The organism is Kribbella antiqua (genome assembly GCF_004345665.1).
Classification (GTDB): Bacteria; Actinomycetota; Actinomycetes; order Propionibacteriales; family Kribbellaceae; genus Kribbella; species Kribbella antiqua.
In genome coordinates this window covers 255,409-269,156 of the sequence record NZ_SLWR01000005.1, presented here as the reverse complement: position 1 = coordinate 269,156, position 13,748 = coordinate 255,409, and the positions used below count along the sequence as shown (strand labels likewise).

The following is a 13,748-nucleotide window of genomic DNA, read 5'->3' as shown; positions in this document are numbered from 1 at the left end:
TTTGGGGAGACCGGGTGGTTTCCAGTTCGGGGGCGGAGTGGCGTGGGGTTGTCGGGCGGACCGGCTAGGGTTGAGGTCGGGTATTGGAAGCGGCTCGACGAGGAGATCGCGGTGTTCGACGGTGGCGGTGCTGGGGGCTTCGACATGTCCGACCTGCTCGCGCAGGCGCAGGCGATGCAGAACCAGCTGATGGAGGCCCAGGCCAACCTGGAGAGCCAGGAGATCGAGGGCTCGGCCGGCGGTGGTCTGGTGACCGCGCTGGTGTCCGGGACCGGCGAGCTGCTGAGCCTGAGCATCAAGCAGGAGGCCGTCGATCCCGACGACACCGAGACGCTGGCCGACCTGATCGTCGCCGCTGTCCGGGACGCCTCGGAGAACGCCAAGGAGGTCGCGGCCCGCGCGATGGGCCCGCTGGCCGGTGGCATCCCCGGCCTTGGATCCCAGGGACCCGGTCTGCCCGGCGGCGGATCCGCGGCACCGGTCGGCTTCAGCCTGCCGGGAGCCGGCACCGTCCCCGGTGAGACGAGCGGCACGGGTTCGGACGAGGAACCCCCCAACGGAACCAGCACCGGCCCGAGCACCCCCGGCCCGACCGCGAGCGGCTCAGGTGCCGACGGCTCGGGGATCGGGTTCGTGAACCCGGGTAGTGGGACCGGGTCACCCGGTCAGAACCCGGGCTGACGTGTACGAGGGGGCCGTTCAGGATCTCATCGACGAGCTCGGCCGGTTGCCCGGCGTCGGTCCGAAGTCCGCACAGCGCATCGCGTTCCATCTGCTGGCCGCCGACGAGACCGACGTACGGCGCCTCGCGCATGTGCTCGTGCAGGTGAAGGAGAAGGTCAAGTTCTGCGAGATCTGCGGCAACGTCGCGGAGGAGACGCAGTGCCGGATCTGCCGGGACCCGCGCCGCGACCTGAGCCTGATCTGTGTGGTCGAGGAGGCCAAGGACGTGGTCGCGATCGAGCGGACCCGGGAGTTCCGCGGCCGCTACCACGTGCTCGGCGGGGCGATCTCGCCGATCGAGGGGATCGGGCCGGACGAGCTGCGGATCAAGGAGCTGATGCAGCGGCTGGCCAGCGGCGAGGTGACCGAGATCATTCTCGCCACCGACCCCAACCTGGAGGGTGAGGCGACCGCCACCTATCTGAGCCGGTTGCTCCGGCCCATGGGGTTGCGCGTCACCCGTTTGGCTAGTGGACTTCCAGTAGGCGGTGACCTCGAGTACGCCGATGAGGTCACCCTCGGACGGGCGTTTGAAGGGCGACGATCGATCGATGACTGAACCAACAGATATTGCAGAGCGCGCATTGGGGACGGACTCCGAGGACCTGGAGGAGTTCGCCGAGCAGATCGCCGACCAGGTGCAGAGCTTCCTGATCTCGGTGCGCGACATCGCGGCGCAGCCGGACGAGGACGGTGTCGACGAGGGGCTCGCCTCGCTGCCGTACCTGCTGCTCGAGGTGAGCCAGCTGCTGCTGGCCGGCGGCCGGCTCGGCGCGTTCGAGGACTTCGTCCCGGAGGAGCGCTTCGAGAGCGACGCCGGACCCGACCCGGACCTGGACGCGATGCGGGACCGGCTCGCCGTCCTGTTCGAGGGCCTGGACGAGTACGCCGAGGTCTTCGACCCGTACGCGGCTCCGCCGGAGATCACCGTCAACCGGCTGTCCGACGACCTCACCGCGATCGCGACCGACCTCGTGCACGGGCTTGCGCACTACGAGGAGGGCCGGATCGTCGAGGCGCTGTGGTGGTGGCAGTTCTCCTACGTCTCCACCTGGGGTGCCGCCGCGAGCGCCGTACTGCGGGCGATCCAGTCCCTGATCGCGCACGACCGCCTGGAGCCCGCGCACGACCCCGAAACCGAAGCCACCGACCGCGAACTGGTCGAGGTAGCCGAAGAGGTCGTCCAGCGCCGCTGAGTTATCCACAGGGGTGCACTTCTGACGCACACACGAGGGGTTCCTCACCCGTTACGGTGAGGAACCCATTCGGTCAGGAGGCGTGTGTGCGGCGGCCATGGTTAGTCGCCTGGCTGGATCCGGCGCAGACCCCGGCGGACGTGCCCGCGAGGCGCCGCGGCGACGGCGCCTACCTGTTCTTCCCGATCGCGCACGGCCAGTCGGTTCCGAAGCGGCAGCGGCAGGTCGGTGAGCTTCGGGCCGCGATCATGGGCTTCGGGCGCCGTTACCTCGACCTCGAATAGCGGTTGAATGGGCAGATGTCTGTGTACGACGTCATTCAGCGGCTGCCTGATCTGCGAACAACCCGGAGGGTGAGCCGGGCGTTGGCGGTGCTGGATCTGGTGCTGAACGAGGATCCGGGCAGCCGGTACCACAGCTTCGACGCGCGGTGGTCGGAGACTGAGGAAGCGGCGTTGATGCGGGACGGGTCGGGGAACGAGTACTCGATCGTGTTCTCAGGCGACGGGGCCTTCGCGTACGGGTTCGATCACGAGTCGCCGATGTCGCCGTACGTGAATGGCATGAAGACCTGGCCCGGACTGATCGACGGCGTCCCCGAGGTCTTCCACAGTGCCCGCGACGACGCTGCCTTCCAGACCGCTGCGACGGTCTGTTTCTGGCGTACGACGGATGACACCGAATGGCGCTGTGGCCCAGTACAGAACGCGGAGAAGGACGGCGCCGACGCCCTCTTCGAACTCCTCGCGGACAGTCGCCCCGAGGCCTACCTGACCTTCGCCGAGGACTACTACGAGGTCGCCCTCGACCTCGAACCCATCCGCCACATCTACGCCCTCATGCCCCTGACCGAGTACGTCGTCACGTCCCTCAACCCCGAGCGCCGACTCCACGACCTCAAAGACGAGATCGCCGAAATCGGCTATCCGCGGAGCTAGTCAGGCAGCATCGGGACGGTCAGGCCTTGGTCGCGGCCGAGGAGGATGCCTCGGGTGATGGCGTTGGTGCCGAACTTGTCCTTCACCTGGTCCAGCGCCGAGTCGAGCTCGTTGTTCGCCGCCTTGTCGAACGGCAACGCCAGCTGCAGGGCGCCCTCGTTCTCCAGGTTGCCCACCGAGATGCCGATCATGGTGATGCCCTGGGCCGAGATCAGCGGTTGCGCACCGGTCAGCAACGCGCGCGCCGTCACCAGGATCGCCCGAGTCTGATCCGTTGCCTGGGGCAACGTGTGTGACCGGGTCGCCCGGCTGAAGTCGTCGAACCGCAGCCGCAGCGTGACCGTCCGCCCCGATCGCCCGGCGGTCCGCATCCGCCGCGACACCCGATCGACCAGCCCAGCCAGTACGGCGTCCAGCGTGGCCGGCGACTTCGGCGACCGGCCGAGCGCTCGTTGCGAGCCGATCGACCGGCGCCGGCGCCCGACCTCGATCGGCCGCGGATCGCGGTTGTGCGCCAGCGCATGCAGATGCCGCCCCGAGGCCCGGCCGAGCATCGACACCAGCGCGGCCTCAGGCAGCATCGCGACATCGCCGACCTTGGTGAGCCCGCGATCGCGCAGCTTGGCCGCAGTCACCTCGCCGACACCCCAGAGTCGCTCCACCGCCAGCGGATGCAGAAACTCCAGCTCGCGATCGGGCGGCACCTCCAGCAACCCGTCCGGCTTGGCCACCCCACTGGCCACCTTCGCCAGGAACTTCGTCCGCGCCACGCCGACCGTGATCGGCAGCCCGACCTTCGACAGTACGTCGGCCCGCAGTCGCCGGGCGATCTCCAGCGGCGTCCCGGAGATCCGCCGCAGCCCGCCGACATCGAGGAACGCTTCGTCGATCGACAACCCCTCGACCAGCGGCGTGGTGTCCTCGAACACGCGGAACACCGCCTTGCTGGCCTCCGAGTACGCCGACATCCGCGGCTCCACCACGATCGCGCCAGGGCAGCGGCGCAGCGCCTGACCACCGTTCATCGCCGTACGCACGCCGTACGCCTTCGCCTCGTAGCTGCAGGCGAGGACGACGCCGGCGCCGACGATCACCGGCCGGCCACGCAGGCGTGGGTCGTCCCGCTGCTCGACCGACGCGTAGAAGGCGTCCAGGTCGGCATGCAGGATGCTAGCGAGCGCAGATCCCGACACGAACATATGTTCGCATAGTCGACCGACACCAAGATAGGGAGAAATCCCGAGGCGCCGCCTCGATATGTCAGGACAGAATGCAACCTATGGACCTGACGGCGTACCGCGAGCTCTGGAAGACCCACGGTGTGATGGCCCTGCTGGCGTCGGCTCTGATCGCGCGGTTGCCCGTCATGGCGACGATGGTGCCGTTGTCGTTCCTGGCCAAGGATGCCGCTGGCAACTTCGGCTGGGCCGGTGTGGTCGCCGGTTCGTACGCCGTCGGCACGGCGGTCGCCTATGTCGTCTGGTCACGGCTCGCGGACCGGAAGGGGGCTCGCTGGGTCCTGATCTGCACCGGCACGGCCTGGGCTGTGCTGATGGCCGTCACCGCGCTCCTGCCCTACAGCTGGTTTCGGGTCCTGCCGGTCGCGGCGGTGCTGACCGGTATGTTCGCCGCCCCGATCACGCAGTCCCTGCGGGCCGGGTGGCCGAGGCTGGTGCAGGGCTCGCGGTTGCGCGTGATCTATGCGCTCGATGCGACCGCGCAGGAACTCCTGTTCGTCGTCGGCCCGATGGCTGGCGCGCTCGTGGTCAGCTTCGCCAGTCCGCGCGCAGGTCTGCTGGCATGTGCCGTGACCGCCGCCGCGACCATCTGGTGGTTCGGCCTCAAGCAACAACAGCCGGAACAGCACAACGAGGTCCACACCGAGCGGCCGACCGTGGCGCAGTTGGTCTTCGATCGGCACCGGTTCGCGCTGTTGTTCGCCTTCGCCTGCTGTGTGATGGGTTTCGCGTCGATGTCGCTCGGGATCGTCGCGTTCGCCGACCATCACGGCAACCGCGTGATCGCGGGTTTGCTGGAGATGGTGGCCGCGCTCGGCAGCCTGATCGGCGGCCTCGTCGGCGGGGCGCTGCCCGGCCGCCGCGACTCCTACGCCTGGCGCCGGATGCTGGCGATGACAATCGGCTTCGTCGCCTGCGTGTTCGCCACCTCGTCCGTGGTCGCGCTGTCGGTGATGCTGTTCGTTTCCGGGTGCCTGATCGCACCGACGGTCGGCGCGATCTTCGAGCGGCTGGGCGTCCTGACGCCGGCCTCGGCGCGGACCGAGATCTTCGGCTGGCTGCTCGGCGGCGGCATGATCGGTTCGGCCGTGGGCTCCGCGGTCGCCGGTGTCGTGGTCGAGACCTTCGGCGTCCGCTACGCGTGGGTTCTGATGGCCGTCTTGGGGACGCTCGCGACGCTGTCGCTGCTCCACGTCCCGCCCCACCGGCCCGCCGAGTCCGCGGACCTGGAAGAGGTCGCGGTCGCCGCGTAGTTCACCCGGTACGACGCCTCGACTACCCCGCCGGGCCCTGCGCACATCGAGATCAACCGCAGCCGATCCTCGAACAACGGCTCACCGAAGCCCGCCACGACCGGGTGGATGACCAGCGACACCTCGTCGAGAAGCCTCCACCGCAGCAACGACCGAACCAGCGTCACGCTCCCGACGACGTACAGATCGTCGCCTGGCACCTGTTTGAGCGCCCGCAGCACCCGGGCCGGATCGCCGATCAGGACTTCGGAGTTCGGCTGAAGCATCACCGGCCGGCTCGCGACCACGAGCTTGCGGGCCGCTTCCGGAGCCAGGGCGTTGTACGTCTTCCGTCCGACCAGGACTGTCTCGGTGCCGGTCACCAAATCGTCGGGAACGGGCAGCCACCGGTCCAGCCGCTCCACGATGCCGTCACTCGACATGTGCAGCCTGGCGATGATGTTGCGCATTCGAAGCTCCTCTGGATGTCCTCACCAATCCAGATGCAGCCGCCGGGCGAAAGGTTTCAACCGAGGCGCCGGAGGGTTTCCGGCCCGCTCGATCGGCCGCCGTGGAACCTTCCGTCGGACCACCGCTTGGCCGGACAGGAGGCCCGGGTGCTGGTCAGCGGGTAGGCAACGAACAAGTCACGGCTAGAATGAAGCCCGAGACTACGCCTGGTGCAACGCCGCACGGCGTACCGCAACCAGTGGTTTGAGGAGACACAGCTGTGGGACGCGTCGTGCACAAGTACGGCGGTTCTTCGGTCGCTGACGCCGAAAGCATCAAGCGCGTGGCCCAACGGATCGTCGCGACGAAGAAGGCCGGAAACGACGTGGTGGTGGTCATTTCGGCCATGGGCGACACCACCGACGAACTGATGGACCTCGCCCAGCAGGTTTCGCCCCTGCCGCCACCGCGCGAGCTGGACATGCTGCTCACCTCGGGTGAGCGGATCTCCGCCGCGCTGCTGGCGATGGCGATCGCGAACCTCGGCTACGAGGCCCGCTCCTTCACCGGCTCGCAGGCCGGCGTGATCACCACCTCCGCGCACGGCAACGCCCGGATCATCGACATCACCCCGGGCCGGATCGAGGAGGCCCTCGGCGAGGGTCACATCGCGATCGTGGCCGGGTTCCAGGGCGTCGCCCAGGACACCAAGGACATCACCACGATGGGCCGCGGCGCCTCCGACACCACCGCGGTCGCGCTGGCCGCCGCGCTGGAGGCGAACTACTGCGAGATCTACACCGACGTGGACGGCATCTTCACCGCGGACCCGCGGATCGTGCCGGCCGCGAAGCACATCCCGAGAATTTCCTACGAGGAGATGCTCGAGATGGCCGCTTGTGGTGCCAAGGTGCTGCACCTGCGCTGCGTCGAGTACGCGCGGCGCTACAACGTCCCTGTCCATGTGCGCTCCTCCTTCTCGCAGAAGGAAGGCACCTGGGTCGTCGATGCGAAGGAACTGAATCAGATGGAACAGGCGATCATCTCCGGCGTGGTCCAGGACCGCAACGAGGCCAAGATCACCGTCGTCGGCGTACCGGACAAGCCGGGCGAGGCGGCCCGGATCTTCGAGACGGTCGCCGGCGCCGACACGAACATCGACATGATCGTGCAGAACGTGTCGGCGGTCGCCACCGGCCGTACCGACATCTCCTTCACGCTGCCCCGCGCCGACGGCGCCCGGGCGATGTCCGCCCTGGCCCGGACCAAGGACGAGGTCGGCTACGAGCAGTTGCTGTACGACGACCAGATCGGCAAGGTCTCGGTCGTCGGAGTCGGGATGCGCTCTCACCCGGGCGTTTCCGCGAAGTTCTTCTCCGCGCTCGCCGACGCCGGCGTGAACATCGAGATGATCTCCACCTCGGAGATCCGGATCTCGGTGGTCGTGGACGAGAACCTGGTGGACGCCGCCGTGACCGCGGCGCACACCGCATTCGACCTGGACGACGAGCACACCCAGGCTGTCGTGTACGGAGGAACGGGACGGTGACCCCTGTGAGCGCTGTGGAGAACACGATCGAGGACCGGACGGGCCTGCCCTCGCTGGCGGTGGTCGGCGCGACCGGCGCCGTCGGGTCGGTGATGCTGGCCCTGCTCTCGACCCGGGAGAACGTCTGGGGAGAGATCCGGCTGATCGCGTCCGAGCGCTCCGCGGGGAAGCGGCTGAAGGTCCGCGGCGAGGAGGTCGAGGTGATCGCGATCAGCGACGACGCCTTCGACGGGATCGACGTGGCGATGTTCGACGTGCCGGACGAGGTGTCCGCGCAGTGGGCCCCGATCGCGGCCGCCAAGGGCGCCGTGGTGGTGGACAACTCCGGCGCTTTCCGGATGGACCCGGACGTCCCGCTGGTGGTGCCCGAGGTGAACGCCGAGGCGGCCCGGAACCGGCCGAAGGGCATCATCTCGAACCCGAACTGCACGACCCTGTCGATGATCGTGGCGATGGGTGCGCTGCACCACCGCTACGAGCTCGAGCAGCTGGTCGTCGCGTCGTACCAGGCCGCCTCCGGCGCCGGGCAGGACGGTATCGACGCGCTCTACGACCAGCTGATGAAGGTGGCCGGCAATCGTGAGCTGGGTACGACGCCCGGCGACGTACGGCGGGTGATCGGCAACGCGCTCGGTCCGTTCCCGGCTCCGCTGGCGCTGAACGTCGTACCGTGGGCCGGGTCGCTGAAGGACGACGGCTGGTCGTCGGAGGAGCTGAAGGTCCGCAATGAGTCGCGGAAGATCCTCGGCCTGCCCGACCTGAAGGTGTCCGCGACCTGCGTCCGGGTGCCGGTCGTCACCACGCACTCGTTGTCGGTGCACGCGCGGTTCACCCAGGAGGTCGACGCCGACGAGGCCCGTGAGGTACTGCGGGACGCGCCTGGCGTGCTGCTGTTCGACAACCCGGCCGAGGGCGAGTTCCCGACGCCGGCCGACGTGGTCGGCACCGACCCGACCTGGGTCGGCCGGATCCGCAAGTCGCTGGACGACCCGCACGCGCTGGAGCTGTTCGTCTGCGGCGACAACCTGCGCAAGGGCGCTGCCCTGAACACCGCGCAGATCGCCGAGGTCGTCGCCAAGGAGTTCATCGCGGCGAAGTCCTGAATACCTGTACATCAAGGGCTCCCGGCGTGTGCCGGGAGCCCTTGATTGTCTCAGGCAACTGTCAGAGCCAGTTCTCCCGGGCGGCGTGGAGGGCGAGCTGGAAGCGGGTGCTGGCGCCGGTGCGGTTCATCAGGCGCTCGAGGTAGCGGAAGAACGTCCGCCGGCTGATGCCGAGCGTACGGGCGATGGTGTCGTCGGCCGCGCCGGTGGCGAGCAGGGCGAGCAGACGGCGTTCGATCGGTTCGAGCCGGTCGTCCTCGGTGCCGACCGAGGCATGCAGCGGCAGGGCGTTGCGCCAGCACAGCTCGAACATCCCGATCAGCGCGGTCAGCAGGCTGCTCGGCCGGATGATCAGCAGCGACCGGTTCACATCGGTGTCGCGCACCGACATCGACACGAACGCGATCGAGCCGTCGATGATGGTCAGCTTCGCCGGTACGTCGGGCAGCACGCGGGCCTGCTCACCGGCCTCGACGCAGGGCAGGATGTTCTCGGTCAGGTAGCCCGGCACCTCGACCGACTCCGGCGAGTAGACGACCCGGTAGGAGACGCCGCGCTTGAGGTGGTCGATCTCCTCCTGGTTCGGCCCGCCGATGTAGTACGGCGGGGAGTCGATGGCCAGGATCTCCCGCTGCGCGCCGCCCTTGATCTGGTGGATCCGCTCCACGATCGCGCTGCCGGTGACGACCTCGATCAGGTGCGTGGTCGACTCGTTGTAGACGGTACGGCGGAATTCGTCGTACGCGTTCAGCACCTCGATCCGGGCCTGCTTCAGCTCCGACTCGCGGCGCAGGGTCATCGCCTCGAGGCCGGCGTCCGGTGGCACCGGCAGGAACCGGGAGTGGTCGGAGCCCGAGCGCCGGGCCAGACCCACCTGCACCAGACCGCTCAGGGTTGCGTCGATGGTGGCTTCCCGGTCGGGGACCGCCTCGTCCAGCTCGGTGACCGACGACGGGCCGGTCCGCAGCAGGTGCTGGTAGACCTTGATCTCGTCGTTGCTGAGCCCGAGCACCTTCAGGTGGTCGGCACGCTCCGTGTCCGTCTGCCTCACAACTCGCCCCTCCCTTCCAACCGCGGTCACCGTCCGCTACCGCCCTTCCAGCCTACGGGCGCCGGTCCAGTCCGGTCTGCACTGTCCGTGTCGTCCTGAATGCATGCAGCGATATTTGTTGTCCTGTCAGCATTCTTGTGCCGTGTCACCATCTGGCCACCATTTCCGCGCAGTCGTGAGCGAGAATTGAGGTCCAGCAGCCCGGCGACGGACCACCTGAGCGCCGCCGGGCTGCTGTTCCAATTCTGGCCTGAGTTGGCTGTCTCGTCAGCGGAGCCCGTTTCGGTTGGGTCTCGATCCCGGCGGGTTGGTGCCCTCGCACTCCCGTGCCATCACCGGCTGTGCCGGAGGGTGTACAAACTGTGCATCTCCATCGTGAGGCCGATGAGGAGGAGAGTCCGATGCGACCGGTTCCGCTCCACGCCGCCGCCCGCTTCGGTGCTGCCGTCCCCAGCCTTCCCGGAAGGCTGCCTCCTTCCATCCGCCTTGGTGCGATGACCGCCGCCCTGGTCATCGTGCCGGCTGATCCGGCGTGTGCCCGGTCCGCTTCCGCCCATGGCGGACGGGCCCCCGGATCACAGGGTGGGCCCCGGGTGGTGCCGACAGGATCTCCGTGGATGGTGAGGCTGTCCATGGGGTGCGGGGAATTGACCGTCCCCGCCCGGCTCGCCCCGGCCAGGAAGCACCTCCTGGGGCCCCACCGGTAAGAGCCGCCTGACTCGCTGATTAGCTGGCCGGCATGACAGACCTCGGACCCGTCGCCTGGCCGCCTGAACCGATCCGGACCGAGCGGCTCGTGCTGCGTGCGTCCGAGGCCCGGGACCGTTCGGCGTTCATCGAGCTGCAGGCGTCGCCAGAGGTGCACACCTACCTCGGCGGCCCTCGGCCGCGTGACGAGCTTGAACGCGAGATGCCCAGGGTGCCCGGGCAGTGGCCCGGGAGTTTCGTCGTGGATCTCGACGGGGCGATGATCGGCCAGGTCCTGCTCAGGAGAGCAACGGAGCACGGTCGCCCGGCCGCGGCGGGGAAGGCCGATCTCGGTTACCTGTTCCTGCCGCGGGCGTGGGGATTCGGGTACGCCGCCGAGGCCTGCGCGGCGGCACTCGACTGGTTCGACCGCGTCCTTCCCGGCGAGCCAGTGGTGCTCCATACCCAAACCGCCAACGTCGGCTCGATGCGCCTCGCGGCAAAACTGGGGTTCACGGAGGTAGAGCGGTTCCACGCCTGGGACGCCGAGCAGTGGCTCGGCCAGCGGGCGGCCTCTGCCACCTACGCCGAGCTCACCTTCTCACCGGGGTGACGTGGGAGGGTTTTCGCGTGATTCTCGGAGGGTTTCTGGCGGATACGACGAGAAACCCTCCCCAAACCTTCGCTCGGTCGCTAGCAGCGTCTCTAGAGCGGCCTGGGTGGTGGGGTCGGAGGGCGTGTAGGTGATGACGAACTGGCCGTCGTCACCGGGGAGCTGCAGCGATGCAGGAGATCTAGTTTTCAAGAGAAGTTCACGTGTGGGTGCCTTGGGCAATCTAGGGTCGCGGCATGGTGATGACGCGGCGGACGGTGCTGAAGGCCGGGGCGGTTGGGGTTGGGCTGGCGGCCACTCCGGGGCTTTCGTTTGGTGCACGGCCTCGGCGGACTCGGGTTTTGTTGGCTACTAATGAGCCGTGGGGGACTTATCACGCGAAGCCGTTGTTGGTTGAGGCTGCGCGGCGGGGGTGGGAGTTGGTGCAGGTGGTGCCGGATCGGTCTCGGCTCGAGTTGGTGACTGCTGCGTCGCCGGCTGAGTCCGCGGTATTCGCGTCGTACCTGGGCTGGAAGCACCATGTGCGCATGGTCGGCTCGGCGCAGACGGATGATCTGCCGGAGTACACGCCGCAGGCCGATCGGGTGCTGGTATTGACGAGCGTCACGCGGCCTGACCCGACCGGCGACGCGGCTCCGGGGACGCAGCTGTTGCTGGATGCCGCTGCGAAGTTGGAGGCCGCGGGCAAGCACATCGTGGTCGGCCTGCATCCGCGTGAGGACCGCAAGCTGTGGGAGCAGTACGAGATCAGCGCGCTGGGATCAGTCCCGGAGTCGGCGACGGCGGAGTGCGCGGTCGGCATCCCCGGCACGGTGTTCCCGATCGTGGCGGCGGTCGGCGTACCGCTGGTCGGCTGCGTGGATCCGAAGCTCCAGGTGCCTGACTACATCCTCGACGTTTGCTCCTCGACCATCGACAGCCCCGAGCAGGCGGTCAACGCAATCGACACAGCCCGGCCAGCCAGCCGCGGCGACATCTTCTCCGCAGTCGGCCCGATCGGCGGCTCAGCGCGCCGGTTGTACTCCGCCTGGCACTCAACGACTAGACAACGAGATGCAGCTTGACCGGCGCGACGCCCACCTCGACTCGCTGACCCCAACTCACGCTCAAGGTGTCGGACTCCATGCCGTCCCCGAACACGACAAGGTCCGACTCGGCCAGGATCGTCAACGTGTCCGGCGCCTTCACCAGCCCTTCGGTGTTGTCGGTCCCGGTCGCCGGTGACGGCCACGCCTCACGAACGAACCAGCACAGCAAGGGATCCGTCGGCGAAGGCAGTGCCAATGGGCTACGGCGTTCCTGCCAAGCCGATCGGCACCACCCAGTCGAACCCGTGCCGGTCCCGACCAGGATGCCTGACGAGGACTGACGCTCCGCCAGACTGTCCGGCGAGCTGAGCCGATAGCGCGCCGACTGATGTGTCCGGTGACCGATGTACACCTCGTTCAAGGCAATGAGTTGTTGCCCGTCATCGGTGCTAGCGGCAACCATCGTGCGTTCGACCACCTGCGACACAGCCAGCAAGTCGGCAATCGCGGCCGGCTCATGCGGAACCAGTACGCCGGGATTCCGCGCCGGCTCCGGGTTGATCCCGATCACCGGCTGACCATCCAGGTACTTCGCCACATTCGCGACCAGCCCGTCCTGGCCGACCGCGATCACCACGTCCTCCGGCCCGAACCCGAACCGGTCCAGATCGTTGCGCTCGGCAACAGCACGGCGCCAGTCCAGCGGGATCGCGGCCGACACCGTGGCCAGCGCCTCCTGCTGTGCCTGGTGTCTGGCATCCAGCTCGGCCAGGTCCCGGCCCCGGCCGGCCAGGAAGAAGCCGGCCTGCTGCCGGGTGCCGTGCCGGGCGACGAGCTCGGTGAGCTCGGTTGCCCGATGCACCAGCACAGCCCGCGGTGGGAGGGGCATCACTGCTCCCCAGCGGTCAGCTTGGTCAGCAGCGGCGTGATCAGGTCCGGCGTCAGGTTCAGCGTCCCGATCTCCGGCAGGGCGCCCTGCTTGATTGCCAGAGCGAGGATCATCCCCTGGTCCAGCTCGGCGTACGCCTCCAGCAGAGCCTTCTCCGCTGCGGCCTCAGCCGCACCGATGACCCGCTTGGCGTCCGCCTCGGCCTCACTCAGCGCACGCTTGCGCCCAGCCGTAGCCTGCGTCTCGATCTGTCCGGCAGCGGCCGCCTCGGTAGCCCGGAGGCGCTCGTTCTGACCGCGCTGGTTGACCAGCTGCTCCTCACGCCGGGCCAGCTCGATCTGGTTCTGCAGCTCGTTCTCGGCGATCGACCGTTCCCGCTCGACTGCCATCGCACGACGCTCGTACGTCGCCTTGTCCGCCGCCTGCTGCACCATCTCCCGGGTCGGAGTCTGCAATGCCTTCTCCACGTCCCGCTCAGCCCGTACGGCGACCACGCGCACATCCTCGACACCGATGCCCAGGCCGGTCAGGCGCTGATCCTCACGCAGCCCGTTGCCAACCGCCTGGCGTAGCGCCGTCATGCCCTCGGACAATGCCTCGGTCAGACTCATCCGCGCCAGCAGGTCGAGTGCTGTCTGCTGTGCGAGCTCGGTCAGCAGACCGCCGAGCTGCTCGAGCGGCGTCGCCCGCCACATCCCGGTGTCCGGGTCGATGCCGAAGTCCAGCCGGGCTGCGGCTAGAGCCGGATCGGTCACGCGGTACGTCACCGTCGCCTGCACCGCCACGTCCTGGAAGTCCTGGGTGCGGCCGTGGAACAGCAGCGGCTGCTCGCGGTCGTCGATCGGGACCTCGCTCAGCGACGAGTTCAGCGCGCGGAACCAGAACGCCTGACCGGCGCCGTCGTGGGCGAGCTTGCCATTGCGCAGGTGCCGCACGTGGGTGGTCGGGTTGGCCCGCAGGTGGCTGATGAAGCGGAACCGGGTGATGTCTGCCATCTCTTCTTCTCCTCTTTGTCGTCACTTTGACGATAAGGGGTTGGATGACTTCTCGT

15 protein-coding genes are annotated in these 13,748 nt (G+C 68.3%); 10 read left to right on the top strand and 5 right to left on the bottom strand.

Going from position 1 to position 13,748, the window contains the following annotated elements; genetic code table 11:
* The first annotated feature begins 42 nt into the window (after positions 1 to 42).
* From EV646_RS16545 to EV646_RS16525, 5 genes are all read left to right on the top strand, one after another.
* Positions 43 to 681: a YbaB/EbfC family nucleoid-associated protein gene (locus tag EV646_RS16545; protein ID WP_241996060.1), complete on the top strand. Its 639-nt coding sequence runs from the start codon at positions 43 to 45 to the stop codon at positions 679 to 681.
* Position 682: 1 nt separating this feature from the next.
* On the top strand, positions 683 to 1,282 hold the full coding sequence (gene recR / locus EV646_RS16540) for a recombination mediator RecR (RefSeq protein WP_132149383.1): 600 nt from the start codon (positions 683 to 685) through the stop codon (positions 1,280 to 1,282).
* Positions 1,275 to 1,919, top strand: a complete 645-nt coding sequence (locus EV646_RS16535) for a DUF5063 domain-containing protein (RefSeq protein WP_132149381.1) — start codon at positions 1,275 to 1,277, stop codon at positions 1,917 to 1,919. The genes recR and EV646_RS16535 overlap by 8 nt, the downstream gene beginning before the upstream one ends.
* Positions 1,920 to 2,005: 86 nt before the next feature.
* Positions 2,006 to 2,203: a hypothetical protein gene (locus EV646_RS16530; protein WP_132149379.1), complete on the top strand. Its 198-nt coding sequence runs from the start codon at positions 2,006 to 2,008 to the stop codon at positions 2,201 to 2,203.
* Positions 2,204 to 2,218: 15 nt separating this feature from the next.
* Positions 2,219 to 2,857 (top strand): hypothetical protein, encoded by a 639-nt coding sequence (locus tag EV646_RS16525; RefSeq protein ID WP_132149377.1) that lies wholly within the window; start codon positions 2,219 to 2,221, stop codon positions 2,855 to 2,857.
* On the opposite strand, the gene dinB is transcribed toward EV646_RS16525, so the two are convergent.
* Complete coding sequence (gene dinB, locus EV646_RS16520; RefSeq protein ID WP_132149375.1) at positions 2,854 to 4,056, bottom strand: DNA polymerase IV; 1,203 nt, start codon at positions 4,054 to 4,056, stop codon at positions 2,854 to 2,856. The genes EV646_RS16525 and dinB overlap by 4 nt on opposite strands.
* Before the next feature lie 80 nt (positions 4,057 to 4,136).
* Between dinB and EV646_RS16515 the strand changes: the two genes are divergently transcribed.
* Positions 4,137 to 5,348 carry an MFS transporter gene (locus EV646_RS16515; protein WP_241996058.1) on the top strand — a complete coding sequence of 404 codons (1,212 nt, stop codon included), beginning with the start codon at positions 4,137 to 4,139 and terminating at the stop codon, positions 5,346 to 5,348.
* On the opposite strand, the gene EV646_RS16510 is transcribed toward EV646_RS16515, so the two are convergent.
* The gene (locus EV646_RS16510; protein ID WP_132149371.1) at positions 5,231 to 5,797 is read right to left on the bottom strand and encodes a dihydrofolate reductase family protein; all 567 of its coding nucleotides are present in this window, start codon (positions 5,795 to 5,797) and stop codon (positions 5,231 to 5,233) included. The genes EV646_RS16515 and EV646_RS16510 overlap by 118 nt on opposite strands.
* 260 nt (positions 5,798 to 6,057) lie before the next feature.
* Between EV646_RS16510 and EV646_RS16505 the strand changes: the two genes are divergently transcribed.
* Both EV646_RS16505 and EV646_RS16500 read left to right on the top strand, forming a co-directional pair.
* The gene (locus EV646_RS16505) at positions 6,058 to 7,326 is read left to right on the top strand and encodes an aspartate kinase (RefSeq protein WP_132149369.1); all 1,269 of its coding nucleotides are present in this window, start codon (positions 6,058 to 6,060) and stop codon (positions 7,324 to 7,326) included.
* Positions 7,323 to 8,429, top strand: coding sequence for an aspartate-semialdehyde dehydrogenase (locus EV646_RS16500; protein WP_199237006.1), 1,107 nt, complete (start codon positions 7,323 to 7,325; stop codon positions 8,427 to 8,429). Before EV646_RS16505 ends, EV646_RS16500 begins: the two co-directional genes overlap by 4 nt.
* A 61-nt stretch (positions 8,430 to 8,490) precedes the next feature.
* Here EV646_RS16500 and EV646_RS16495 read toward each other — a convergent pair whose 3' ends face one another.
* Positions 8,491 to 9,480, bottom strand: a complete 990-nt coding sequence (locus EV646_RS16495; protein WP_132149367.1) for a helix-turn-helix domain-containing protein — start codon at positions 9,478 to 9,480, stop codon at positions 8,491 to 8,493.
* Positions 9,481 to 10,219: 739 nt separating this feature from the next.
* On the opposite strand from EV646_RS16495, the gene EV646_RS16490 reads away from it, so the two are divergent.
* Both EV646_RS16490 and EV646_RS16485 read left to right on the top strand, forming a co-directional pair.
* Positions 10,220 to 10,780, top strand: a complete 561-nt coding sequence (locus EV646_RS16490; RefSeq protein ID WP_132149365.1) for a GNAT family N-acetyltransferase — start codon at positions 10,220 to 10,222, stop codon at positions 10,778 to 10,780.
* Between the two features lie 431 nt (positions 10,781 to 11,211).
* Positions 11,212 to 11,844 (top strand): hypothetical protein, encoded by a 633-nt coding sequence (locus tag EV646_RS16485; RefSeq protein ID WP_199237005.1) that lies wholly within the window; start codon positions 11,212 to 11,214, stop codon positions 11,842 to 11,844.
* On the opposite strand, the gene EV646_RS16480 is transcribed toward EV646_RS16485, so the two are convergent.
* On the bottom strand, positions 11,822 to 12,697 hold the full coding sequence (locus tag EV646_RS16480) for an NAD(+)/NADH kinase (RefSeq protein ID WP_132149363.1): 876 nt from the start codon (positions 12,695 to 12,697) through the stop codon (positions 11,822 to 11,824). The two genes, EV646_RS16485 and EV646_RS16480, sit on opposite strands and share 23 nt — an antisense overlap.
* Positions 12,697 to 13,692: an SPFH domain-containing protein gene (locus EV646_RS16475; protein WP_132149361.1), complete on the bottom strand. Its 996-nt coding sequence runs from the start codon at positions 13,690 to 13,692 to the stop codon at positions 12,697 to 12,699. The genes EV646_RS16480 and EV646_RS16475 overlap by 1 nt, the downstream gene beginning before the upstream one ends.
* Positions 13,693 to 13,748: the final 56 nt, after the last annotated feature.

Bases quoted from the DNA above. Each gene is read 5' to 3' on its own strand.
- EV646_RS16515 (WP_241996058.1), top strand. From the start codon at position 4,137: ATGGACCTGACGGCGTACCGCGAGCTCTGGAAGACCCACGGTGTGATG.
- EV646_RS16490 (WP_132149365.1), top strand. From the start codon at position 10,220: ATGACAGACCTCGGACCCGTCGCCTGGCCGCCTGAACCGATCCGGACC.
- EV646_RS16535 (WP_132149381.1), top strand. From the start codon at position 1,275: ATGACTGAACCAACAGATATTGCAGAGCGCGCATTGGGGACGGACTCC.
- EV646_RS16525 (WP_132149377.1), top strand. From the start codon at position 2,219: ATGTCTGTGTACGACGTCATTCAGCGGCTGCCTGATCTGCGAACAACC.
- EV646_RS16510 (WP_132149371.1), bottom strand. From the start codon at position 5,797: ATGCGCAACATCATCGCCAGGCTGCACATGTCGAGTGACGGCATCGTG.
- EV646_RS16475 (WP_132149361.1), bottom strand. From the start codon at position 13,692: ATGGCAGACATCACCCGGTTCCGCTTCATCAGCCACCTGCGGGCCAAC.
- EV646_RS16480 (WP_132149363.1), bottom strand. From the start codon at position 12,697: ATGCCCCTCCCACCGCGGGCTGTGCTGGTGCATCGGGCAACCGAGCTC.
- dinB (WP_132149375.1), bottom strand. From the start codon at position 4,056: ATGTTCGTGTCGGGATCTGCGCTCGCTAGCATCCTGCATGCCGACCTG.